Genomic DNA, 24,921 nt, shown 5'->3' on the forward strand with positions numbered 1-24,921 from the left:
ATTTCCGTGTTCTATCAGCGAATCGTAATTAAGACCTAAATTCAAACAAAAATCGGGCTGGAGCTGCTTGGAAATGAAAAAAAGACCCGGCATTGATGCCGGATCTTATTGATATATATGGACAAATGGTTCGGTTTCATTCGCCTTGCGGACGATTAGTGCCTCAGGTCCGTCTACAGACGTAACACTGACCGAAACAGATAAATACTTCGGAAAATGTTCCATGACAAGTCCTGTTACATACTGTGTGAACCCAATTCCTTCTGTTTTTCCGTAGAATTGAATCGGAATGGTAATACTCAAATCCTGAAGCTGATCACCCATATAAAAGGCTCTGCCAATTACACCATTATAGTTAGGAAAATACTCTTCCACATCCTGCTTAAAATTTAAAAACGCAGTGACATCATCACGATGTTCATCCTGTGCGTCCTTGGAAGGGAAAAGATAATACTTTTCATTTACATTTTCCCAACTGTTTAGTGTAGCACTACCTTTATCGACAGTAGAATAGGTAATGAAATTTCCAGGAACGACAGAAGATTTACTTGCCTGTTCAAATAAGGCAATCGTAATAGGAATCTCCTTTAGGGAGTTTATGTTCCTCATCCGCTTGACGACCTCTGCGGCAATTTTCTTGCCTTCCCGTACCATTTCTGATTGAGGAATTTTTTGCTCAAAGGTATCACCATCAGATGTCTTTTTATAATAATAAATAGAATTTAAGGCAAGGCCAATTGTAACTCCGCCGAGCGTTACCTTATCATTCTCATTTTTTATTAAATAGTCATGCTCCAAAATATGCGCTAAATAGATTGGTGAACTCGGCTCACCCTTTTTACCCGTATCAACAGGGTTTAGTCCGATATTCTCCGATTCTTTTAGTTCTTTGTTGTCCCTTTGTAAAGCGTTAAACTGCTCTTTTGTATATTTACGGTTTAACAAAAGTTTGATGGTCTTTCCTTTGATTTCCTGTCCTTCACGGAACAAATATTTCTCCGTATCAAATGAATTTTGGGCAATTCGCATTAAGCCCATTTCAAACTCGTTTAAGTCATACCGTGTATTAATATTATTTACCACCAACCCGCGTGCTTCCCCTGGTTCAAACGGCAAAATCGTCCGATAATAGCTGTCGGAAATATTATACTTTGGAATAATTGCCTTCCCTTTCACTTTCTCCTTCGTTTGTACCACTTCATTTTGCTTCTGAAAATTTGGTGCACAGGCACTTAGCAAAAAGACAAGGGAGAGAGCGAGCAATGAGAACTTTCTCACGTCATACACCTCTTATTTATTTAATTCAACTAGGAGTTTCTCCTCGTCCCATACTTCGATTCCAAGCTCTTGTGCTTTGGTTAATTTTGAACCTGCCTCTTCACCGGCAATGACAAGATGTGTTTTTTTGCTGACACTGCCAGCTACATTACCGCCAAGCGCTTCGATTTTATCCTTTGCTTCATTTCTGGACAACCGTTCTAGCTTACCAGTAAGAACAACGGTTTTTCCAGCAAAAATAGAATCGGATTCTTCTGCGCTAACGGGTCTGGTGCCCTTATATTCCATATTAACGCCGGCTGCGACTAATTCGTTGATTAACTCGACTGCTTCTTCTTTTTCAAAATAAGCAACGATAGATTCCGCCATTTTATCACCGATTTCATTAATCGACAGTAAATCTTCCTTAGAAGCTTGTGTAAGTTTGTCCATTGAACCAAATGCCTGAGCTAATGTTTTTGCAGCTTTGGCACCTACATGACGAATCCCAAGTCCAAATAAAAGCTTTTCTAAAGAATTATCCTTCGAAATCTCGATTGCTTTGATGAGATTGGTTGCAGATTTCTCTCCCATTCTTTCAAGGGCTAAAAGCTGTTCACGTGTCAGCTTATAAATATCGGCTACATCCGCAATTAACTTTTCGGCAAAGAGCTGACTGATGACTTTTTCCCCCAGACCCTCAATGTTCATCGCAACTCTTGATACAAAATGAATCAGACCTTCGCGGAGCTGTGCAGGACATTTTGGGTTAATACAGCGTAAAGCGACTTCTCCTTCCAAACGGACAAGCTCACTTTCACACTCGGGACAATGAGTCGGCATGTGGAATTCCACTTCCTCCCCCGTCCGCTGGTCAGCGAGTACATTGACTACCTCTGGAATAATATCGCCTGCTTTTTTAACAACGACTTTGTCGCCAAGCTTGATATCCTTTTCCCGGATTAGGTCCTCATTATGTAACGATGCTCGCTGTACAGTTGTACCTGCTACTTTGACCGGCTCAAGAATCGCTGTTGGGGTAATCACACCCGTTCTCCCGACACTTAACTCAATATCTAAAAGTGTGGTGACCACTTCTTCGGCAGGGAACTTATAGGCAATCGCCCAGCGCGGACTTTTGGCCGTTGTTCCAAGTGCTGCCTGATGAGCGTAGGAATCTACTTTTATAACGATACCGTCAATCTCATAAGGAAGCTTCGGACGCTTCTCGACCCAACTATTTACATATTCTATTACTTCTTCAATCGATGCACACTTGCTTCGCTCTTGATTCGTTTTAAAACCAAGACGATCTAAATAATCAAGACCTTCGCTATGAGAGTCAATCCCGCTGTTTTCACTGATATTTCCAATGCCATATAAAAAGACATCCAGCCTTCTAGAGGCTGCAATTTTCGGGTCAAGCTGCCTGAGCGATCCAGCCGCAGCATTTCTTGGGTTAGCAAATAGCTCTTCGCCTCGTTCCTCCCTTGTTTGATTCAATGCTTCAAACGAACGTTTTGGCATGTACGCCTCACCACGAACCTCCAAAGAAACAGTTTCACGCAGACGAAGCGGAACGGATTTAATCGTTTTTACATTAGCGGTAATATCTTCCCCAATCGTTCCATCACCACGGGTAGCCCCTTGTGCAAAAAAACCCTCTTCATATCGTAAAGAAACAGCCAGTCCGTCAATTTTCAACTCGCAAACATAAGAAATGTCTTCACCGACAGCCTGACGGATGCGACGATCAAAATCCCTTAAATCTTGTTCGTTAAACGCATTGCCAAGACTCAGCATCGGGGTACGGTGTTCAACCTTTTCAAACAGATCGAGCACGGCACCGCCCACTCTTAGTGACGGAGTATCGGCTGTTTTTAATTGCGGGAATTTTTCTTCAAGCACGAGCAATTCCTGCATTAACTTGTCATATTCGGCATCTGGTACCGTAGGTTTGTCCAATACATAGTATTCATAGCCATAGTGATTTAATCGGCTGCTTATTTCAAGGATTCTTTTTTCTGCACTATGAAGGTCCATATAACCAGTCCTTTCATCAAAATTTTCATGAGCAGCCCCGGAGCCACTCATGAAGACTCCTATATTTAGGCTTTAGTAATCGGAGCAAATTTAGCTAACAAGCGTTTGATTCCAACCGGACTTGGAAAAGCAATATCTAATTCCGTACCTTCCCCTTGACCTTTTACGCTAACAACAGTGCCGATTCCCCATTTCCCATGTTGGGCTTTATCGCCAACCTTCCAACCGGACTCATCACCGGAAGGAGCGGAAACTGGGCGCATAACTGGTTTTCTGGCTGCAGCGGGTGTGCCAAATGATGTTTTCGGCGTTCCGAACGATGCGCTCCGTGCGGAACCAAACGATTTTCCAGTTGAACCAAACGGTGAATTCACTTTTTTCTCAGAAGGTTCAACCCCTTCAATCAGGTCCTCAGGGATTTCTTTTATAAAACGAGAAGGTGGATTCATATTGGTTCGACCATACAATGTTCTCATTTGTGCATTTGTAAGGAATAGCGTTTGTTCTGCTCTTGTGATTCCAACATAGGCAAGACGGCGCTCTTCTTCCATTTCTACTTCTTCCATTAATGATCGGCTGTGAGGGAAGACGCCTTCTTCCATACCAATTAAGAAGACAACCGGGAATTCCAACCCTTTAGCTGAGTGCAAGGTCATGAGCGTAATGGCCTCAGCCTTCTTTTCACCATCATCCTCGAGAGCATCTATATCCGCCACAAGGGCTAAATCGGTTAAAAAGGCAACAAGGCTCTTATCTTCATTGGAATCCTCAAAGCTCTTTGTAACAGATAATAATTCCTCAAGGTTTTCGAGTCGGCTTTGGGCTTCAAGCGATTTTTCCGCTTTGAGCATTTCACGGTACCCGGATTTTTCTAACACTTCTTCCACTAGTTCGGTAACCGACAGAAACTCTTGCATATTGGTATAATTTCCGATTAGATCACGGAATTCCCGAGCTGCTTTAGTAATCTTCGGACTTAATCCTAATAGTTCCACAGACTCAAGTGCTTGGAAAAGGGATAAATCGTGCATGTCGGCAAAATTAGCAATTTTATCGACGGAACTTGACCCAATTCCCCGCTTCGGAACGTTTATGACACGGCGTAAGCTGATATCATCATCAGGATTGGAGATCAGCCGTAAATAAGCTAACATATCCTTAATTTCTTTTCTGTCATAGAACTTGGTTCCGCCGACGATGGAATATTCGATATTCGATTTAAGGAGCACTTCCTCCATCACCCGGGACTGAGCGTTCGTGCGATAAAGAATGGCAATGTCGGTTAATTTTTGCTCACTATTCCGCGTTAATTCTTTAATTTTCCCGGCAACAAATTGCGCTTCACTCTGCTCGCTGTCAGCACGGTAATAAACAAGTTTGTTCCCTTCGGGATTTTCAGTCCAAAGATTCTTCGCTTTACGGTTTTGATTATTCTGAATGACCTTATTCGCCGCTAGGAGAATCCTTTTGGTTGAACGGTAGTTTTGCTCTAGTAAAATAACTGTAGCGTTCGGGTAATCTTTTTCGAACGAAAGGATATTCGCAATATCCGCTCCGCGCCAGCGATAAATCGATTGGTCCGAATCCCCTACCACGCACAGATTCCTAAACCGGCTTGAAAGCAGTTTGACTAACAGATATTGTGCTTTGTTTGTATCCTGATACTCATCGACATGAATATATTGAAACTTGCGTTGATAATATTCGAGCACATCAGGAACCCGATTAAATAATTGAATCGTCAACATAATGAGGTCATCAAAGTCGAGCGCCTGATTCTTTCGTAATCGTTTCTGGAATTCTTCGTATACATTACCTACGACATCTTCGAAATAGCCACCGCCTGTTTTCTTATACTCTTCCGGTTCAATCAACTCATTTTTGCTTGAGCTAATCGCTCCTAGAATAGCACGCGGATCAAATTTCTTGGGATCAATATTTTTATCCTTAAGAATTCCTTTGACCACCGATAGCTGATCGGTCGAATCAAGAATCGTAAAGTTACGATTAAAACCGATACGGTCTATATCTCTGCGCAATATCCTTACACACATCGAGTGAAAGGTAGAAATCCAAATTTCTTCGGCCGCCCCGCCCATCATTTTCCCAATCCGATCTCTCATCTCTCTTGCTGCTTTATTGGTAAACGTAATTGCTAAAATATTGTAAGGATTGACTCGTTTTTCTACAATCAAATAGCCAATTCGATGTGTCAGCACTCTTGTCTTACCACTTCCGGCACCAGCCATTAATAATAGCGGTCCATCGGTTGCTTTTACAGCACTTTGCTGCTCCGGATTCAGTCCGTTTAATAGCTTATCAGTTAAATATTGCATTCCATCCACCACCATAACAAACGTATGTTCTTATTTTTATCATAACTCTATTTTTCTATTTTAGCAATTCGCGGGTCCATCTTTACTGTTTCCAAGGCAAGCTCAAAATTTTCATAAATGGCATTTCCGACGACAATGACATCTGCATACTTGGCCATTTCTTTGGCCTGCTCAATGGTTGATATTCCTCCGCCATAAAAAAGGACAGTCTTTTCAAGCGACCTTTTCACACCCGCAACCAGGTCCACATCACCATATTTACCGCTATATTCAAGATAAAATATCGGAAGCTGAAACATTTTTTCAGCCATTACCGCGCAGGCAATTACCTCGTCGTTCGTAAGGTTTGTATTCGCATTTGTCAGTTTTGCGGCTTTGCAGTCTTCGTTTAAGATGCAATAGCCCTCCATGACAATTTCTTCCCAATCCATGACATCACCAAATTCCTTCACAGCCTCGTGGTGAAGTCCCGTAATCCATTTTGTATCACTGCTATTTAAAATGGTTGGAATAAAATAAAGGTCAAATCCCGGTGTAACGGTGTCAATCGACGATACTTCAAGGACACATGGAACCGAAAAGCGGCGAATTCTTGCCATTAAATCGAGGACCTTTTCTAAGGTGATCCCATCTGTACCGCCAACGATAATGGCATCGGTTCCTGATTCACAGATTGTTTCTAAACGTTCATCAGATAGTTCTTTATTAGGGTCGAGTTTGAACACATGCCGCCACTCGCGAAAATCATACATCAAAAAGATCCTCCCATATCATTAATCCATTACACCATTATAGCACTAGCCGTTTCGATAAAAAAAGAAAACACTAAATCTAAATATAGAAATCATAACCAGTATTTTGATTTGCAAAAAAAAGCGGAGGCGCCCGTTAAGCGGCGTATGGACTGGAGCAGCGCTCCAACTGAGATAAAGGAAACACGAAGAGCGATAGCGATTCGATGTTGACTTATCGTAGGGCGGAGAGCGAAGTCCACTAGCCGTTGGGCGCTGGAGCTGGATTCAAAAAAAAACCGAAGAGCGTTGTCTCCGGTTTGGTTATTCCTGTTCAGTTGCAGTGGTTTCGCTCTTAAGTCGTTCAAGTACCATTTCATACGTGTCGTTACCATAGTTCAAGCAACGTTTTACCCGTGAAATTGTGGCAGTACTCGCTCCGGTTTCCGTTTCAATTTTATGATACGTATTGCCATCGCGAAGCATTCTTGCTACATCAAGACGCTGTGCTAAGGATTGAATTTCATTTATTGTGCACAAATCGTCAAAAAAGCGATAGCATTCTTCAAGATCTTTTAATGAAAGAACGGCTTGAAATAATTGATCCAGTTCTTTACCTCGTAATTTATTTATCTGCATATGCTTTACCCCTTTAAATTATCTATTTAGTTAACGTGACAATCTTCTCAAGACCAGGTTTTGTTGGAACCACATTGACCCATGTTTTTCCCTGGACAAGCGGAACTTCTACGCCATCTTTGACTGGAACAAGTTCACCGCTCTTATTCTTCCATTCCACTTGGTTTACCTTTCCTTTTTGGAGCAAATATGCTTTGCCGCCGGACTCTAAATCGATATCTCTACGCCCATAAGAATCGATAAACTGATGCTTAGCTTCAATAATAAAAATATTATCAAGTAGCACAGGATCCTTTGAATCTAAATCAACCGTTTGCGCATCGCCTGAAAACCGTTTATATTTGCCTGTGGCTGCATCAAATTTAAACATGGAATTAGAAATTCCACCCTTAGAGTAAGTAATCTTGACGGTTCTTGCATCGGCCCCCGTTATATTCTTACTTTCTTCTTCTGTGAAAAACTTAAATGGGGCCGGTCCCTTTTCCATCGAATATTTCTTTTGCTTTGCACCCTTTAAAATGTTTTGATACGTAATATAGGAGTTATGAGGTGCTCTTCGGGTCTTAGAACGTTTAAATAGCGTCCCGTCATAAACCATTCCATTTAAATTATCAATATAGTTACCATTCAGGATTTCCTTTGCTTCCGGACTATAACCATGTGCAATATATAGGGCATTAAGTCCTTTTGCCAAGTAAATATAATAATCCCTTGCACTCCTAACAGGACCTATATTTGCTGGCTTTTCACTTTGAAATATGGCCAAGAAGCGCGTGATATCACCTTCTGCCAGAATCTCATAGACGATGTCAGCTTTAGTCAGACCCGATTGCGGTCTTGCTTTTGGGTGATTATTAACCATCACGGCTACTGCTCTGGTATCCGTGTCTACCTTAGAGCCCACCCCTGTTAATGGATAAAAATATGGGTTGACTTGTTGCTCTTCCGGTTGTTTCGGTTCTGTTTGGGTTACCGGCTTTTCCTTTTTGACGGGTCCCTTAACCTGTTCCTTATCACTACAACCAGAAAGTAGTAACAGGAAAGCTATCATAAAAACAGCCCATTTTTTCATTTTCATGAACACACTCCTATTTACTTTCAATAATGCTGTGTTAACTTAGCTGTTGATTTCCGCTCCAGGCGCTTCGCTTTCCGCGGGCGGTCCGGGGAGCCTCCTCGGCGCTTTGCGCCTGCGGGGTCTCCCCTGCCCCGTCCTCCCGCAGGAGTCTTCGCGCCTTCCGCTCCAATCAACTTGGTAATAAAATCAACAATGACCGTTAATACTGTTTCATTAAAGAAAGACACTTTCATACTTTAGCTCTTTACTCACTAACAGTTTAACGCATTATTGACGGAAAGAGTACTGTTTTATTCATCACATCGTACATTCCTCGTGGCGTAATCCGAATGTGAGGCAAATGTGTTGCCGAGAAAAAGGCCAGACTGTAAATAGGATCTGAGAATGTATAACCTCGTTCTCTTAACTCAATCAGCAGTCTTTTTTCTTGGCTCATTAATTCTTCGATTGGAAGATTGGACATAATTCCATGTAAGGATAATGGCAGTTCACAAACAACCTGGTTATCCTCAACCATTACAATCCCACCGCCTAATTCTCTCATTCTATTAAAAGCATGGAGCATATCTTGTTTGTTTTTTCCTATTAAAATAATATCGCCTGTACTTGAATAAGAACTGGCCAATGCGGATAAGGTAGTGGCAAATCCCTTTAAGAGCGTATTTATCCTCCATTTCCCATTTCGGTCGATTAATGTGAAGAAGCATTCATCGTGATTCATTGGCAGTTCATCTGCGGAAGCATCAATGGAAATGGAATATGGCTTTGTAATCACAGCGTTTTCCATCTTGATCCCAAATGGCATAGAAAATTGCATATCATCTAACGTTAAATCCCAATCCAGCTCCATCGGCTTTAGACCATATTCATCCCAACCAATCGGAGGATACGCACCGGGCACTTGTTGTCCATCCCGTTTTACCCATTTCCCTTTTGCAAGGACAGACACAGGTGTTGGATTTTCAATACTCGATAAGAAGTTAATATTAGCTACCCGGCCAGTTGCTATATTCCCATGAAGATGGTCAATATTGTAATAACGGGCAATATTGACAGTTGCCATATTATACGCATCAATCGCGGGTACTCCTTTTTCAATCGCAATACGAATCATCGCATCGGTCACTCCTTGCTCATAAAAGGTCGAGGATGAGCCGTCAGTATTAAACATTAATCGATCATAAGCATCTATACCTAATCGCTTCATATCATCCAGTATATTTGGCAAATCGGGACGAATGGATGAATACCTTATGCTCACCATATACCCTTGCATTAAGCGGTTATAAACCTCTTCACCGGTCATTGCTTCATGGTCACAATCGGCACCAAGCAGCATCATTTTTGCCAAGGTTTTTTCCGAAGCACCAGGGAAATGACCTTCAATTTGCTTGCGCATCCGTTTTGCCTCTTGAATCCAATGGAGCATCATATCATCGCCATCAAGCAGTTTTGGCCACCCTGTCAATTCTCCGCCCTGAAGAACCGCATCATGTTCAAGCCATGATTTAACATTACTATGTGAAAAAATTTCTTCCTCATTCAATATTTCTGTTTGTGAATCAAAACGGCTCCACCAATACATTGTTGTTGGAATCGACCGAAGATCTTTCAATAATGTAAACGCTTCCCTTTTTTCTAAATGTAAAATCAAGGCCATATTGTCATTAATTAAGGTTGTCGTCCCAAACTGAGATGCATATGCAGCCAGTGTTAGGGGATTATATAATTGAAACGGATGGGCATGTGGTTCAATGTATCCCGGAACAATTATTTCATTGGTACAATCAATGACTTCACAGTTTTCGAGCTGTATTGGTAAGTTCTCACCCACGTAAACAATCCGATCTTCATAAATCCAAATATTTGCTCTTAACCACTTTTTAAACGTCTGATTTAAATACAAGGCGTTTTTCAATAAAATGGTTGGAGACGTTTTTCCATCCAATACGGATACATGCGTACGTAAGTGTTTATTTTTCCAGCGGTAGCGTTGCTCTAGCATACGTCTTCCCTCCCCTTTTTCAAAAAAACTATCTATATAATAATAAGTTGATTTAACAATAAAGAAAGCCCTTACAAAAAATTCTTTAGATACAATATTATCATATTTTATTGTTTAACGCATTAAAGAATTGATAATTATTGTAAACAATTTGTGAAGGAGTGCACAAAATGAATGTTAAACCAAATATTAGTTTGATCAATGCATTAATTCGGATTACGATTGGATTAACGCTTCTTTCCTGGACAACCTCTAAGTTGGTCAAACACCCTTGGAGAGATTCTTATTTGTTTATCGCCATGTGCGCAGCAATGAAGGTGGCTGAGGGCATTGTCCGCTATTGTCCGCTGACCGCTTTATTTGAAAAATGTCAGTGCATGATTGAGGATCACGATCGGGCGATGGATTCAATGGATGGAATGGAAGGACTTGCGAATGGGGATAGTAATGAGCTGGTACCGTATAATCCGACTTGAGGTGGATTTGAAGAGATAGTATTTGTAAAAATTATACAATTATTGTAAAAATAATATAAATTTTGGTTGAAAAATTCGATATTTCGTATAAATAATTAAAATTTTGGTTGAATAATCTAATATTTTGTATAAAAGTTTGAATTTTTATAAATTGAGTCAAATTCCCCCTTTTTTTAGCTAAAAAAAGAGCTGACCCTTAGTGGTCAGCCCTTCAAATGCCGGGATGTGGAAACCCGTTAACGCGTAACAGGTAAGATGGCCTTTGCACCGATATCTTTTCGATAAAATATACCATCACATGTTAGCTTTTCAAGTTCACGATACACTTTTTCCTGCGCTTCCACGATACTACCAGCTTTGGCCCCTACAAGCAGCACCCTGCCGCCAGCCGTGACAAACTCGCCCTCTTCATTTTTAGCAGTTCCAGCATGAAAAGTGAAAACTTCCCGATTAATATCCGTTAAGCCCGTTAATACTGCACCCTTTTCGTATGCTTCAGGGTACCCTTTCGCAGCCACTACGGCACCAATCATAGCCTGTTCATCCCATTCAAGAGCGGGACATCCTCCATTTAAGAGCTCCAACACGACTTGAACGAAATCTGACTTTAACCTCGGCAAGACTACTTGTGTTTCAGGATCGCCAAAGCGGGCATTAAATTCAATTACCTTTGGACCTTCTGTTGTTTTGATCAAACCGGCATATAACACACCGCAGAAGCTTCTTCCTTCTTCGACCATTGCTTTTGCTGCCGGAATAAGGACTGTTTCTACAGCCGTTTGAACGGTATCTTCACCAATTTGCGGAACGGGTGAGTAGGCACCCATTCCTCCTGTATTTGGACCAAGATCGCCATCAAAGGCGCGTTTGTGATCCTGAGCAATTTCAAGCGGCACGACAACCTCACCGTTTACAAACGCCATCAAGGAAAATTCCTCACCTGCTAAAAATTCTTCAATGACAACACGTGAAGACGCTGCCCCGAACTTCGCATCAATGAGCATTTCTTCTATACTTGCAAGTGCCTCGCCTTTCGTAAGCGCAACGGTGACACCTTTTCCTGCCGCTAATCCGTCTGCTTTAATAACAATCGGCGCACCTTTTTCTTCTATATAGTTCCGGGCATCCTCGTAATTCGTGAACACAGCATAGTCAGCCGTAGGAATATTGTATTTTTTCATTAATTCCTTTGCGAAGGACTTGCTTCCTTCAATTTCCGCTGCTGCGGCACGCGGACCGAATACTGCCAAACCAGCCGCTTCAAATTTATCAGCAAGACCTTCCAGCAAAGGAACCTCGGGGCCAATAATGGTTAGGCCCACACCCTTTTCTTTCGCAAACTGAAGCAATTGTTCATGTTCCGATTCCGCTATCGTCACAAGCTCTGCGACATCTGCCATTCCGGGATTGCCCGGTGCAACAAATACCTTTTCTACATTCAAGCTTTCACTTACTTTTCGGCAAATCGCATGTTCTCTACCGCCGCGGCCAATAATCAGTACGTTCATTCGAATGCCCTCCACCCGATTAATGTTTGAAATGTCTTACTCCTGTAAATACCATTGCTATCCCATACTCATCTGCTTTTTTAATTGAATCTACATCACGGATCGAGCCGCCCGGTTGAATAATTGCGGTAATTCCGGCTTTCGCTGCTGCTTCCACGGTGTCATCCATTGGGAAAAAGGCGTCAGATGCAAGGGCTGCCCCCTCTGCTTTTGACCCTGCTTGCTTAAGGGCAATTTCAGCTGCACCTACTCGGTTCATCTGGCCGGCACCAATTCCAATCGTCATATCCTCTGCCGTAACAACAATGGCGTTGGACTTCACATGTTTAACAACCTTCCAGCCTAGCTTCAAAGCTGCCCATTCTTCTTCTGTTGGTTGTCTTTTTGTTGCAATCGTGACAGTGGCATCTTCCAATGTGTAACGATCTTGATCCTGAACAAGCAATCCGCCTTCAATCGTTGTCATTTTTCGCTCAGGTTTTTTTGCCTCATTAAAAGGAATCGTTAACAGGCGCAGATTCTTTTTCCCTGTTAAGATAGCTAACGCCTCTTCTGAATAGGATGGTGCAATAATAATTTCTAAGAAAATTTCATGAAGCTTGCCCGCTGTTTCGGCATCCACTTCACGGTTAAATGCAATAATTCCGCCAAAAATCGAAACGGGATCCGCCGCAAATGCTTTAGTGAATGCCTCATATCCCGTTTTCCCCGTACCCACACCACATGGATTCATATGTTTTACAGCTACAGCCGCAGGTTCGGAAAACTCTTTAACAATCTGAAGGGCTGCATCCGCATCGTTGATATTGTTATAAGATAGTTCTTTGCCATGAAGCTGCACAGCATTAGCAATCGAGAACGTTGAGCCAAGTGGCTTTTTATAAAAAGCTGCCTGTTGATGAGGATTCTCCCCGTAACGAAGGGTTTGCTTTAATTCGTAGGTAACCGTTAATTGCTCAGGGTTCTCTTCTTCTGCCAATTGGGTCATGTATTCCGCAATTAAGGCATCATAGGCTGCCGTGTGACGGAAAACTTTCGCTGCAAGCTTTCTTCTTGTTTCAAACTTGGTTGCACCCTCAGCCTTTAACTCGTCGATAACCGTCTGATAATCCGCCGGATCCACAACCACGGTTACATATTGGTGGTTTTTGGCAGAGGCACGAAGCATGGTTGGACCGCCGATATCTATGTTTTCAATCGCATCGTCAACAGTAACATTTGGTTTCGCAATGGTTTGTTGGAAAGGATACAAGTTAACACAAACCAATTGAATAGCCTGAATTCCATGCTCATCTAACTGTTGTTGATGGGCAGCGTCATCCTGTTTCGCGAGCAAGCCGCCATGGATCAATGGATTTAATGTTTTTACACGGCCTTCTAAAATTTCCGGAAACCCTGTGACATCACTCACGCCAAGAACGGGAATCCCCTGTTCTTGAAGGGCTTTTTTTGTTCCACCTGTAGAAATTAGTTCATATCCGAGGCTGACTAATTGCTTGGCAAATTCAGTAATTCCATTTTTGTCAGAAACACTAATGAGTGCGCGCTTTTGTGTCATTTACTACATCTCCTTGTGTCAATAGCATTTGAAGTACGGACGGATAAAGCTTGTGTTCTCTTTGTTGTATTTTCTGTTGCAGGCTTTCTTTTGTTTCACCTTCGTCAAGTCGGACCCGCTCCTGAATAATAATCGGACCCGTATCCATACCCTCATCAACAAAATGGATGGTGACACCGCTCCATTTGACTTTAGCAGCCAATGCCTGCCCAACCGCATCTTTGCCTGGAAAAGCAGGAAGCAATGAGGGGTGGATATTGACGATTCTTCCTTTAAATTCAGCTAATAATTTCGAACCAATCAAACGCATGTAACCGGCAAGGACAATGAATTCAACCCCAGACTTCTTTAATTGGGTTAAAATTTCTTCTTCGTACTGTTCCTTACCAGGATAGTCCTTTGCGGTAAAGACAAAACTTGGAATCTTCGCAGCTCTTGCTCTTTCAATCGCATAAGCACCTGGTTTATCGCAAACTAGTAGCGAAATCTCCGCATCCAGTTGGCCCGATTGAACTACATCAATAAGAGCTTGGAAATTACTTCCGCTTCCTGATGCAAATACAGCAATCTTCCTCATAGGTGGCCACCTTGCGCATTGATGTGAATTCCTTCATTCCCTGTTACTACACCAATTTCATACGCGGTTTCTCCAGATTGGTTAAAATGCTCTAACAGGTTTGCTGCATTTTCCGGATCGACAGCAATAACCATTCCAATTCCCATGTTAAAAATATTATACATCTCGGAGTAATTAATTTGTCCGTGCGAAGATAGCAGTTTAAAAATAGCTGGGATCTCCCAGTTCTTTTCATACAACTCAGCACCAAGACCCTGTGGCAGCATGCGCGGAATATTTTCAATAAATCCGCCGCCAGTTATATGAGCCATCCCTTTTAATGGGAACTTTTTCAACGCAGACAAAATAGGTTTCACATAAATTTTTGTAGGCTTGAGCAATTCTTCTCCTAATGTACAACCGAGTTCATCAACAAAATCTAGTAACGGCCAGTCATTAAACACTTTTCTAACGAGTGAATAACCATTGCTGTGAATACCGCTCGATGCTAAACCAATCAGCACATCTCCCGCTTGAATCGTTTTGCCCGTGATAAGCTGTGACTTCTCGCAAGCTCCTACTGTAAATCCGGCTAAATCATACTCATCTTCACTATACAATCCTGGCATTTCAGCTGTCTCACCGCCAATAAGTGCACAGCCAGCCTGCTCACAGCCATCGGCAATCCCCTTGACAATTGCCTCAATTTTTTCAGGCTGAGCTTTTCCGCAGGCAATATAATCTAGAAAGAACAAGGGCTCAGCCCCTTGAACAACAATATCATTCACACACATGGCGACCGCATCGATCCCAATCGTATCATGCTGATCCATCCAAAAAGCAATCATTAGCTTCGTGCCCACCCCATCGGTGCCTGACACCAAAACGGGTTCTTTTAACTGGAGTGCCGATAGGTCGAACATGCCGCCAAATCCACCCAAGCTGCCAAGGACGCCAGCCCGGGCTGTTTTTTGAACATGCTTTTTCATTCTTTCTACTGCTTCATATCCTGCTTCGATATTAACGCCTGCTTGCTTATACGCATTTGCCACGCTGCTCGCTCCTTTCTACTTTTGGTAATAATATTGGAGTGTATCCGGGTATATTTCGGTTGGATAATTTCCTGTGAAACAGCCAAGGCAATAGCCACTTGTGCCGTCCCCGTCTTTTCTGCCAATGGCTTCGATCATCCCTTCAACGCTTATAAAGGTGAGTGTATCTGCACCAATTAGCACTCTCATTTCCTCAATTGATTTATCATAGGCAATCAATTCTTCTTTTGTCGATGTATCAATCCCATAGAAGCAAGGATTTTTAATTGGAGGAGACGTAATCACCACATGAACTTCGGTTGCGCCTGCCTCTTTTAGCATCTTCACAATCCGTCTGCTTGTTGTTCCGCGTACAATCGAATCGTCTACCATCACGACCCGCTTGCCTTCGACGACTCCGCGTACAGGGGAAAGCTTCATTTTTACCCCTTGCTCCCGTAATGATTGGGATGGCTGGATGAACGTTCTTCCGACATAGCGGTTTTTAATGAGCCCCATTTCGTAGGGAATGCCCGTTGCTTCCGCATAACCAATTGCAGCAGAAATGCTGGAATCTGGTACCCCTGTGACGACATCCGCTTCAAATGGCGCTTCGACTGCCATTCTTTTCCCAAGGTTTTTACGGGCTGTATGGACGTTGATTCCTTGAATATTACTATCCGGTCTTGAAAAATAAATATATTCCATCGTACAAATCGCTTTGGTTGAACTAACAGCGAATTGTTCTGATACTAATCCCTGATCGTTTATAATTAATAGTTCTCCCGGCCGAATATCACGAATATATTCCGCACCGACCACATCAAAGGCACAGGTCTCCGATGCGACAACATAGGCATCCCCAAGACAACCAAGTGATAAAGGTCGTAAGCCGTGCGGGTCGAGTGCCACCATTAATTCAGTTTCTGTCATAATTAGGTAAGCGTACGCCCCTTTTAACATCGAAAGCGCGTTTTTGGCACGATCCTTTGAATCAGAGTAGCCGCTTCTTTTCATTAAGTGAGCAAGCACCTCGGTATCGGAGCTTGTTTGAAAAATACTCCCTTGTGCCTCCAACTGATGTTTTAATGAATTCACATTCACTAAGTTGCCATTATGGGCCAGTGCAAGGCTGCTGGTTTGAGAATGGAACAAGAGCGGCTGAACGTTTTCGTAACCGCCGCCTCCTGCCGTTGCATAACGAACGTGTCCAATGGCAGATGTACCTGTCAGTTCCTTCATCGCTTCAGTTGTGAAAATCTCAGCAACTAGTCCTTCGCCCTTTACGCCTTTCAACTGTTTGCCATCAGAGACTACGATTCCAGTCCCTTCCTGGCCGCGATGCTGCAGGCTGTGAAGTCCGTAATAAGTCAGTTGCGCCGCATCCACATGTCCCCAAACCCCAAAAATTCCACACTCTTCGTTTAATCCCTTGATTTCAGGTAGCATGGGATTGCCCCTTTCCAAGCAGCTTTTAATTCTTCAATTGACGCTTCAAGTACGGTTGACTCATCATTTGTGATGTTTAGTTTCCCAGAATCATTCACAGTGCCAATTTGGACTGCATCCACTAAACTTTCAAACTCCTGTTGATGCTCTTTTTTGATAGTTAAAAGGAAACGGGATTGTGTTTCACTAAATAATGCTGAAACTTGATTTCCAGTGATGCTTACTTTTGCACCCAGTTGTTTATTTGTGAAAAGACTTTCCGCTAACCCAACAGCTAAACCGCCTTCTGAAAGGTCGTGTGCTGACTCCACCAATCCTGCACGAATCGCAGCAAGGACCTGATTCTGTCTTTCTTTCTCGATGGTTATATTTAATTCTGGGGCTTTACCAAATACCTTGCCATACAGAAGCTTTTGGAGCTCACTGCCGCCAAATTCATCCTTTGTTTCTCCGACTAAATAAATGAGATCGCCACTGTTTTTAAAGTCCTGTGTAGTAATATGGTCAATATCTGTTACTAAACCAACCATTCCGACCACTGGGGTTGGATAGATTGCTGTTCCGCTTGTTTCGTTATATAAAGAGACATTACCGCCGATAACCGGAGTTCCAAGAACGCGGCAGGCTTCACTCATGCCGTCAGCCGCTTTTTCGATTTGCCAGAACACTTCTGGTTTTTCTGGGTTTCCGAAGTTAAGATTATCAGTGATAGCAAGTGGTTCCGCACCAGAACAAACAATGTTGCGGGCTGCTTCAGCGACAGCGATTTTTCCGCCTGTTTCTGGATCTAAGTAGACATAGCGGGAATTACAATCGGTTGTCATCGCTAATGCTTTACGCGTACCGCGAATCCTTACCACTGCAGCGTCCGAACCTGGTGATACGACAGTATTGGTTCGAACCATGTAATCGTACTGCTCATAGACCCATTCCTTACTTGCTACCGTCGGCTGACTTAAAATATTGATTAATGTTTCTTTCAGATCATCCACCTGTGGAATTTCATTATCCATCGCTTGGAATTCTGCAAAATAACTTGGTTCTTTTGATGGCTTGTGGTAAACCGGTGCTTCTTCCGCAAGAGCATCAGCTGGAACTTCCGCCACGATCTCGCCTTTATGGAAAAGCCGCATCTGTTTATCGCTAGTCACCGTTCCAATCGCTACTGCTTCTAAACCGTATTTTTCAAAAAGCTCAACGATTTCTTGTTCTCTTCCCTTTTTAACAACAATCAACATACGCTCTTGAGATTCTGATAACATCATTTCGTAAGCAGTCATCCCTGTTTCACGTTGTGGCACCAAGTCTAAATTCATTTCAATGCCCATTCCAGCTTTACTGGCCATCTCCGCAGATGAACTAATAAGTCCCGCTGCACCCATATCTTGAATCCCAACAAGCGCATCAAAATGAATTAATTCCAGACAAGCTTCAAGCAGTAATTTTTCCATAAAGGGATCGCCTACTTGAACCGCCGGGCGATCTTCATTCGATTGCTCCGTTAGTTCCTCAGATGCAAATGTTGCACCGTGAATCCCGTCACGTCCTGTTTTTGCTCCAACATACATGACGGTATTGCCTTCACCATGGGCTTGCCCCTTTTTGATGTCTTTATGGTCAATTAAGCCAACACACATGGCATTAACAAGCGGATTCCCCTCATAGCATGGATCAAACCCAATTTCTCCGCCAACTGTCGGAATTCCAATACAGTTTCCATAGCCAGCAATCCCAGCAACAACCTCTTTGAATAAGTAGCGAACCCTTGCTGAATCCAGTTCACCAAAACGAAGTGAATTCAACATGGCAATCGGTCTTGCTCCCATTGAGAATACATCACGGATAATCCCGCCGACACCAGTTGCTGCTCCTTGATACGGCTCAATCGCTGATGGATGGTTATGACTCTCGATTTTAAAAACAACCGCCTGTTCATCGCCGATGTCGACAATCCCTGCACCTTCACCGGGCCCTTGCAGGACTCGTTCGCCTGTAATCGGGAATTTCTTTAGAATCGGCTTCGAATTTTTATAGCTGCAGTGTTCTGACCACATAACTGAGAAAAGGCCTGTTTCGGTATAGTTCGGCGTGCGTCCAAGAATGTTTTCAACCATTGCAAATTCTTCGTCGGACAAACCCATTTGCTGATAAATTTTTTCTGCTTTGATCTGATTCGGATTTGGTTCAAGCGTTGACAACATATGCTTCCCTCCAAGCTTTTACAATCGATTGGAACATTTTCAATCCATCGGCGCCGCCTAAAAGTTCATCTACCGCTCTTTCCGGGTGAGGCATCATCCCAAGGACGTTTCCTTTTTCATTGATAATTCCGGCGATATCAGCGAGACTTCCGTTCGGATTCTGGCTATAAGTAAAGACAATTTGATTATTTTCATTCAGTCTTGCGAGGGTTTCCTCGTCACAATAATAGTTTCCTTCACCATGGGCGACAGGGATGACAATCGTTTCCCCGTTGCTGTATTCATTCGTAAACATGGTCTGATTGTTTTCTACCTTTAACTCGACTGGCTTACAAATAAACGATAGGCTCTCATTTCGTCTCATAGCGCCTGGCAGTAACCCTGCTTCAAGGAGAATTTGAAATCCATTACATACGCCAAGAACGGGCTTTCCGGCTTCTGCCGCCTTGATAACTTCCTTCATAACATTACTAAATCTTGCAATAGCTCCAGTCCGCAAATAGTCTCCATAGGAGAAGCCGCCTGGAAGTAGAATTCCATCAAATTCGTCTAAGCTTTCAGAATCATGCCAAACATATTCAACTTGCTCTCCAAGTTCGTCTTGAATGGCATGGAACATATCAACATCACAATTTGATCCTGGGAAGACGATCACTGCAAATTTCACAGAGTAACACACTCCTCTACTTCGTAACGGTAATCTTCAATGACCGGATTTGCTAACAGGTTGGTACAAATTTCATTAACGACTTCATTTATATCCCGTTCTGACTTTTCAATCGTTAACTCCATATATTTACCGATTCGGACATCGGCCACTTGTTGGTAATTTAATGAGTGTAAGGAATGGGTGACTGCTTTCCCCTGTGGGTCTAAAACACTTTCTCTTAATGTGACAAATACCTTTACTTTATACATGCTGATGTCCTCCCAATCTGGTTAAAATATTTTCATAGGCATCTGTTAAGCTTCCTAAATCACGTCGAAATACATCCTTATCGAGCTTTTCATTGGTTTCTGAATCCCACAGCCTGCAAGTGTCAGGAGAAATTTCATCAGCAAGTAAAATATTTCCGTCTGCGTCCTTACCAAACTCCAGTTTAAAATCGATGAGACGTATGCCAAGGTCATTGAAAAAGCTTGATAAAACGGTATTAATTTGGAGTGCCTTTTCTCGTAAAATTGTTGCCTCCTGGGTTGTTGCCACTTTCAGTTCAAGAATGTGATCGATAGTTAGGAGTGGATCTCCTAGTTCATCGTTTTTCAGGTAAAATTCAACAATCGGTTTGGTTAAATCGCTTCCTTCTTCGACTCCCAATCTTTTTGAAAAACTGCCAGCGGCCACATTTCTTACAACTACCTCAAGCGGAATAATCGATACTTTCTTCACCAGCTGTTCCGTTTCGGATATACGTTCGATAAAATGGGACTCTATTCCCTGTTCTTTAAGTTTTAAAAATAACAAACTAGTAATCTCGTTATTTAAACGACCTTTTCCTGTAATGTCAGCCTTCTTTTGTCCGTTATAAGCAGTTGCTGAATCCTTATATTCAACCAAAACAATCTGTTCATCGTCTGTGGCGTAAATTCGTTTTGCTTTTCCTTCGTATAAAGGGTTTTTCATTTGGGAAGCGCCTCCTAATTTGCAATATTGGGAATTTTTAAGCTAAGAGGGGGGCACGAATGACCCCTTCTACGCCCTCTTTTATTCATTCAATCCTAAGCGATCAAAGATAGTATCTACATGTTGCAGATGGTAGCTATAATCAAAACAAGCAGCGATTTCTTCTCCTGATAGCAGCGAAGTAATTTTATCCTCTGCTTCAATTAAACTGCGAAAAGGAACTTGTTTCTCCCATGCCTCCATCGCTTTTGGCTGCACGGTATCATACGATTCTTCACGTGATAATCCTTTATCGATTAAAGCAAGCAGCACACGTTGGGAATAAATTAAGCCAAGCGTCCTGTCCATGTTACGCTTCATATTCTCCGGATAAACCGTCAAGTTTTTCACAATGTTACCGAAACGATTCAGCATATAATTCAAACCAATCGTTGCATCTGGTAAAATGATTCGTTCTGCGGATGAATGAGAAATATCACGCTCATGCCAAAGTGGTACATTTTCATAAGCTGTCAGCATATATCCACGAATCACTCGGGCAATTCCCGTCATATTTTCGGAACCAATCGGATTCCGTTTATGCGGCATTGCTGATGATCCCTTCTGACCTTTTGCAAAAAACTCTTCGACTTCACGTGTTTCACTCTTTTGTAACCCTCGAACCTCCACAGCAAACTTCTCTATCGAAGTAGCAATCAACGCAATCGTTGACATGTAGTGGGCATGACGGTCACGCTGCAAAGTCTGAGTCGAAATTGGCGCACGCCCAAGTCCTAATTTTTCGCACACATACTGTTCCACAAATGGATTAATATTTGCATAGGTCCCAACCGCACCGGAAATCTTTCCAAATTCTATACCCTCGGACGCTTGCTTAAAACGCTCCAGGTTCCGTTTCATTTCTTCATACCAAAGTGCAAGCTTTAAGCCAAATGTCGTTGGCTCCGCATGGACACCGTGTGTCCGTCCCATCATGACGGTCAACTTATGTTCAATGGCTTTATTTTTTAAGATCTCAATAAAGTTTTCCAAGTCTTTTTGTAAAATTGCATTGGCCTGCTTTAAGATATAAGATAGGGCCGTATCGACGACATCCGTTGACGTCAATCCGTAATGAACCCATTTCTTCTCTTCCCCCAGTGTTTCTGATACAGCACGGGTAAATGCAACCACATCGTGCCTGGTTTCTTCCTCAATCTCTTTAATACGGTCAATATTAAAAGAGGCATTTTCGCGAAGCTTCTTGACATCTTCCTTTGGTATATCACCTAGTTCCGCCCATGCCTCACACGCAAGTATTTCCACCTCAAGCCAGGCGTTAAAGCGGTTTTCCTCTGTCCAAATTGCTCCCATTTCCGGTCGTGTATAACGATCAATCATGTTTTATCCCCCGATCTTTTCTTTGGCTCTTTTCCAGATGCTGCTTTCATTCATTTCTGCAAGCGCGATTTCGACATTATCTCGCAAAATCGTCACATGGCCCATTTTCCGTTTTGTTTTCGCCTCTTTCTTTCCATATAAGTGAATCTTCCAGTCGTTCATCGTCGGAATTTCCTTATAAAGATTTTCAAGATGCTCTCCTAATAGGTTGACCATAACAGCCGGTTTTAATAGCCCGGTATTCCCTAACGGCCAATTACAAATGGCACGGATATGCTGTTCAAACTGTGACGTCTCGCAAGCTTCGATTGAGAAATGGCCGGAATTATGCGGCCGTGGTGCCAATTCATTTATATAAATTGCTCCACCACTCGTCAAAAACATTTCGACAGCAAGCGTCCCGACTAATTGTAACGAATCAGCCAGCTTCTTTGCTAGTAGTACAGCTTCATTCTGTAAAACTTCTGAAATTCGTGCAGGAACAATCGTCGTATCTAAAATATTCTCTACATGTCTGTTTTCAGCCACTGGAAGAAATGAAGTCTCCCCATCAAGCTTTCTTGTCACAATTACCGATAGTTCTTTTTCAAAAGGAATCCATTTCTCTAATACACAGGCACCATGTTTTAGAAGGGGTTCACCCTTTGATAAATCCTGCGGTTCCCTAATCACCAGTTGACCCTTTCCGTCATAACCGCCTCTTGCCGTTTTTAAGACTGCTGGGTAACCGATTGTATTTATTTTTAAAAATAAATCCTCTAAGCTGTTAATCACTTCATAGGGTGCTACTTCCACACCTGATTGTTGGATCGCCGCTTTCTCCTTAATCCTGTCCTGCGTGATAGTTAGCAATCTCGGGCCTTGCGGGACATAGGCTTGATTACATAACCACATTAATGTATCTGCATCAATGTTTTCAAATTCATAAGTAATGACATCACTAACTTTTGCTAATTTACCGATGGCTTCACGATCATCATAAGCCCCGATCACTTCAATATCAGCAACTTGTCCGCATGGTGAGTCCTCCGTCGGTTCTAATACTGCGATTCGAAAGCCTTGAGCCTTTGCTGCTAGAGCCATCATTCTGCCAAGCTGGCCGCCGCCAATTATTCCAATCGTCGCACCTGGTAAAATTGTTCTATTAGACAAGTTGATCACTACTTTCTAGTACCGCTTGTTTGGTAGCTTCTCTTTTAGCCTCTAATTTATCAGCTAATTCAGCGTCAACAGTTGCTAAAATTTGTGCGGCAAGCAAGCCTGCATTTAACGCACCGGCTTTCCCTATTGCAACGGTTGCTACGGGTACACCCCCTGGCATTTGGACGATTGACAGCAACGAATCTAACCCTTTTAATGCCTGTGTTTGCACGGGCACTCCGATTACCGGCAAGGTGGTTTTTGCTGCTACCATTCCGGGAAGATGGGCCGCACCGCCGGCTCCGGCAATAATCACCTTCAAGCCTCTTTCCCTGGCTTCCTTCGCATATGTAAACATCAAATCAGGTGTCCGATGAGCCGATACGACCTTTTTTTCATAAGTAATTTCGAATTGGTCAAGTACGTCACAGGCATGTTTCATTGTTTCCCAGTCTGATTTACTCCCCATGATAACTCCAACAAGAACCGTCATCTCAAATCCCCCTTTTATACCCAAAATAAAATGCCCGTAACAAATAGCATCTCTAGAAAGAGAAAGCCATTTGTCCGGGCATCATGATGATAGACAACATAAAGTAAGGGACTGCCCCTTAATTGCCAGACCTATTGACTTTCCCTCATAGTCCAATAATTTACGGTTATTGGGTAGAAACTTATGGGCCATATCCCCATGGATATACGAGGGTAAAGATTAATTGTTTAATTCACTCCTATATCTTACAATCAACTCATGAAGGTGTCAATAAATAAATCGAACGTTATTTTCAAATAGAACTACAATGTTCGTGTTTTACTCAATTAATGCGCCTTCAAAGATAATTTGTCGCGCTACAGGTTCATAAATGGTTTCACTGCCTTTTTTAATTTCTTGAAAAATAGGCTTTTCCGTTCGGCGTACAGGTGTATATCCCAACTTTTTCATTCTATTCAAGCAGTCCTCAATACTTTCACTTTCCTGAACCTCAAATTGCATTTTCTTTTTACCCATTGACAATACTTACCTCCGATTCCACTATTATTTTTCCTCTCTTACTAAGGCATTTTCTAATTGTCTTACTAACATGGTGTCTTCCGCCAGTTTTATTTGATAATCAAAAAGGGTTTGGGCGAGAATCCTTCTTGCACCCTTGGCTGCATCCCAATAATAGGCATCATCAACAAGACCAGTCACCGTGTATTCTATCCCTCGATAGCCCGAATTTATGGTGGTTATTCCATATACTTTAAACGGCTCGATTGGACAATTGGAGTGGTCTAATTTTAAACACGGTTGGTGTACTTCATTTATACTTTCACAAGCAATCTCAAGAATTTCAAACACTCGTTCAGGATTCTCACGATAGCTTACCACTACTCTTTCAATCACCCGCATTTGATCGATATTAAAGTTATGAATCTGCTTTACTTCTCCATTGCTAATCGTTAAAACCTTTCCACTCCATTCTCGAATTTTTACAAACCTTAATCCAATATCCACAACCGTTCCATTAAAGGTATTATTGATGGTTATAAAATCGCCCTTATGCAGTTGCTTTTCATAAATTAAAAAAATACCTGAAAGAATATCTTTGATTAAGCTTTGAGCTCCAAAACCGAGGATTACCCCGAGAATTCCCGCCCCGGCAAGAATTCTTCCAAAATTACTTACATATTGGGAGATGGCAAAAAAGGTAAAACTAATGGTTACTGTGTATTTTGTTAACGAACGAATCATGCTTTCGATCGTTTGCTCTTTACGTTCCTCAATGAAATGGGTCTTTAGAAAGAAGTTATGAACCGTTTTATTTATGATAATAACAATTACTCTTGCAATAATAGCTGCTAATAGGATGCTTATCAATTTATAGTGATGCAGAAATTCCATCCAATCCATCATATCACCTACTTG

General features: G+C 42.3%; 23 protein-coding genes and 1 riboswitch. Of the genes, 1 reads left to right on the plus strand and 22 read right to left on the minus strand.

Annotation, left to right across the window (positions count from 1 at the left end; all coding sequences use genetic code 11):
• Positions 1-105: 105 nt before the first annotated feature.
• The 8 genes from RCG22_RS13855 to RCG22_RS13890 form a co-directional block, all read right to left on the minus strand.
• Positions 106-1,278, minus strand: a complete 1,173-nt coding sequence (locus RCG22_RS13855; protein ID WP_308103464.1) for a CamS family sex pheromone protein — start codon at positions 1,276-1,278, stop codon at positions 106-108.
• Between the two features lie 12 nt (positions 1,279-1,290).
• Positions 1,291-3,300, minus strand: coding sequence for an NAD-dependent DNA ligase LigA (gene ligA / locus RCG22_RS13860; RefSeq protein WP_308107161.1), 2,010 nt, complete (start codon positions 3,298-3,300; stop codon positions 1,291-1,293).
• 65 nt (positions 3,301-3,365) lie between these two features.
• Entirely contained in the window at positions 3,366-5,636 is a 2,271-nt protein-coding gene (pcrA, locus tag RCG22_RS13865; RefSeq protein ID WP_308103465.1) for a DNA helicase PcrA, read from the minus strand.
• Positions 5,637-5,683: 47 nt separating this feature from the next.
• Positions 5,684-6,388, minus strand: coding sequence for a heptaprenylglyceryl phosphate synthase (gene pcrB, locus RCG22_RS13870; RefSeq protein WP_308103466.1), 705 nt, complete (start codon positions 6,386-6,388; stop codon positions 5,684-5,686).
• A gap of 303 nt (positions 6,389-6,691) precedes the next feature.
• Positions 6,692-7,006 (minus strand): YerC/YecD family TrpR-related protein, encoded by a 315-nt coding sequence (locus RCG22_RS13875; protein ID WP_166255809.1) that lies wholly within the window; start codon positions 7,004-7,006, stop codon positions 6,692-6,694.
• A gap of 22 nt (positions 7,007-7,028) precedes the next feature.
• Entirely contained in the window at positions 7,029-8,078 is a 1,050-nt protein-coding gene (locus RCG22_RS13880) for a DUF3048 domain-containing protein (RefSeq protein WP_489685534.1), read from the minus strand.
• A 26-nt stretch (positions 8,079-8,104) separates the two neighbouring features.
• The gene (locus RCG22_RS13885) at positions 8,105-8,317 is read right to left on the minus strand and encodes a hypothetical protein (RefSeq protein WP_308103469.1); all 213 of its coding nucleotides are present in this window, start codon (positions 8,315-8,317) and stop codon (positions 8,105-8,107) included.
• A gap of 26 nt (positions 8,318-8,343) precedes the next feature.
• Entirely contained in the window at positions 8,344-10,089 is a 1,746-nt protein-coding gene (locus RCG22_RS13890; protein WP_308103470.1) for an adenine deaminase C-terminal domain-containing protein, read from the minus strand.
• 170 nt (positions 10,090-10,259) lie between these two features.
• Here RCG22_RS13890 and RCG22_RS13895 point away from each other — a divergent pair, with 170 nt between their 5' ends.
• Entirely contained in the window at positions 10,260-10,565 is a 306-nt protein-coding gene (locus tag RCG22_RS13895) for a YgaP family membrane protein (protein ID WP_308103471.1), read from the plus strand.
• A 236-nt stretch (positions 10,566-10,801) separates the two neighbouring features.
• Here RCG22_RS13895 and purD read toward each other — a convergent pair whose 3' ends face one another.
• The 14 genes from purD to RCG22_RS13965 all read right to left on the minus strand — a co-directional run bounded on the left by purD (position 10,802) and on the right by RCG22_RS13965 (position 24,909).
• The gene (gene purD / locus RCG22_RS13900) at positions 10,802-12,073 is read right to left on the minus strand and encodes a phosphoribosylamine--glycine ligase (protein WP_308103472.1); all 1,272 of its coding nucleotides are present in this window, start codon (positions 12,071-12,073) and stop codon (positions 10,802-10,804) included.
• A 19-nt stretch (positions 12,074-12,092) separates the two neighbouring features.
• Entirely contained in the window at positions 12,093-13,631 is a 1,539-nt protein-coding gene (gene purH, locus RCG22_RS13905) for a bifunctional phosphoribosylaminoimidazolecarboxamide formyltransferase/IMP cyclohydrolase (protein ID WP_098263959.1), read from the minus strand.
• Complete coding sequence (gene purN, locus RCG22_RS13910) at positions 13,606-14,208, minus strand: phosphoribosylglycinamide formyltransferase (protein ID WP_308103473.1); 603 nt, start codon at positions 14,206-14,208, stop codon at positions 13,606-13,608. Before purN ends, purH begins: the two co-directional genes overlap by 26 nt.
• Positions 14,205-15,239 carry a phosphoribosylformylglycinamidine cyclo-ligase gene (purM, locus tag RCG22_RS13915; RefSeq protein ID WP_098263961.1) on the minus strand — a complete coding sequence of 345 codons (1,035 nt, stop codon included), beginning with the start codon at positions 15,237-15,239 and terminating at the stop codon, positions 14,205-14,207. Before purM ends, purN begins: the two co-directional genes overlap by 4 nt.
• Positions 15,240-15,254: 15 nt before the next feature.
• Positions 15,255-16,667, minus strand: a complete 1,413-nt coding sequence (purF, locus tag RCG22_RS13920) for an amidophosphoribosyltransferase (RefSeq protein WP_098263962.1) — start codon at positions 16,665-16,667, stop codon at positions 15,255-15,257.
• On the minus strand, positions 16,643-18,868 hold the full coding sequence (gene purL / locus RCG22_RS13925) for a phosphoribosylformylglycinamidine synthase subunit PurL (protein WP_308103475.1): 2,226 nt from the start codon (positions 18,866-18,868) through the stop codon (positions 16,643-16,645). Before purL ends, purF begins: the two co-directional genes overlap by 25 nt.
• Complete coding sequence (purQ, locus tag RCG22_RS13930; RefSeq protein ID WP_308103476.1) at positions 18,852-19,535, minus strand: phosphoribosylformylglycinamidine synthase subunit PurQ; 684 nt, start codon at positions 19,533-19,535, stop codon at positions 18,852-18,854. The genes purL and purQ overlap by 17 nt, the downstream gene beginning before the upstream one ends.
• The gene (gene purS, locus RCG22_RS13935) at positions 19,532-19,786 is read right to left on the minus strand and encodes a phosphoribosylformylglycinamidine synthase subunit PurS (RefSeq protein ID WP_098263965.1); all 255 of its coding nucleotides are present in this window, start codon (positions 19,784-19,786) and stop codon (positions 19,532-19,534) included. Before purS ends, purQ begins: the two co-directional genes overlap by 4 nt.
• Positions 19,779-20,492 (minus strand): phosphoribosylaminoimidazolesuccinocarboxamide synthase, encoded by a 714-nt coding sequence (purC, locus tag RCG22_RS13940; RefSeq protein WP_308103477.1) that lies wholly within the window; start codon positions 20,490-20,492, stop codon positions 19,779-19,781. The genes purS and purC overlap by 8 nt, the downstream gene beginning before the upstream one ends.
• A gap of 81 nt (positions 20,493-20,573) precedes the next feature.
• Positions 20,574-21,872, minus strand: a complete 1,299-nt coding sequence (purB, locus tag RCG22_RS13945; RefSeq protein ID WP_098263967.1) for an adenylosuccinate lyase — start codon at positions 21,870-21,872, stop codon at positions 20,574-20,576.
• Between the two features lie 3 nt (positions 21,873-21,875).
• Positions 21,876-23,024 carry a 5-(carboxyamino)imidazole ribonucleotide synthase gene (gene purK, locus RCG22_RS13950; protein ID WP_308103479.1) on the minus strand — a complete coding sequence of 383 codons (1,149 nt, stop codon included), beginning with the start codon at positions 23,022-23,024 and terminating at the stop codon, positions 21,876-21,878.
• Positions 23,017-23,505 (minus strand): 5-(carboxyamino)imidazole ribonucleotide mutase, encoded by a 489-nt coding sequence (gene purE / locus RCG22_RS13955; protein ID WP_308103480.1) that lies wholly within the window; start codon positions 23,503-23,505, stop codon positions 23,017-23,019. The genes purK and purE overlap by 8 nt, the downstream gene beginning before the upstream one ends.
• A gap of 128 nt (positions 23,506-23,633) precedes the next feature.
• A riboswitch (purine riboswitch) is annotated at positions 23,634-23,735 on the minus strand.
• An 88-nt stretch (positions 23,736-23,823) separates the two neighbouring features.
• Positions 23,824-24,021 (minus strand): NETI motif-containing protein, encoded by a 198-nt coding sequence (locus RCG22_RS13960; RefSeq protein WP_308103481.1) that lies wholly within the window; start codon positions 24,019-24,021, stop codon positions 23,824-23,826.
• A 27-nt stretch (positions 24,022-24,048) separates the two neighbouring features.
• Positions 24,049-24,909 carry a mechanosensitive ion channel family protein gene (locus RCG22_RS13965; protein WP_308107162.1) on the minus strand — a complete coding sequence of 287 codons (861 nt, stop codon included), beginning with the start codon at positions 24,907-24,909 and terminating at the stop codon, positions 24,049-24,051.
• Positions 24,910-24,921 lie beyond the last annotated feature (12 nt).

The organism is Neobacillus nitrireducens, assembly GCF_030915405.1.
Taxonomy (GTDB): Bacteria; Bacillota; Bacilli; order Bacillales; family Cytobacillaceae; genus Neobacillus.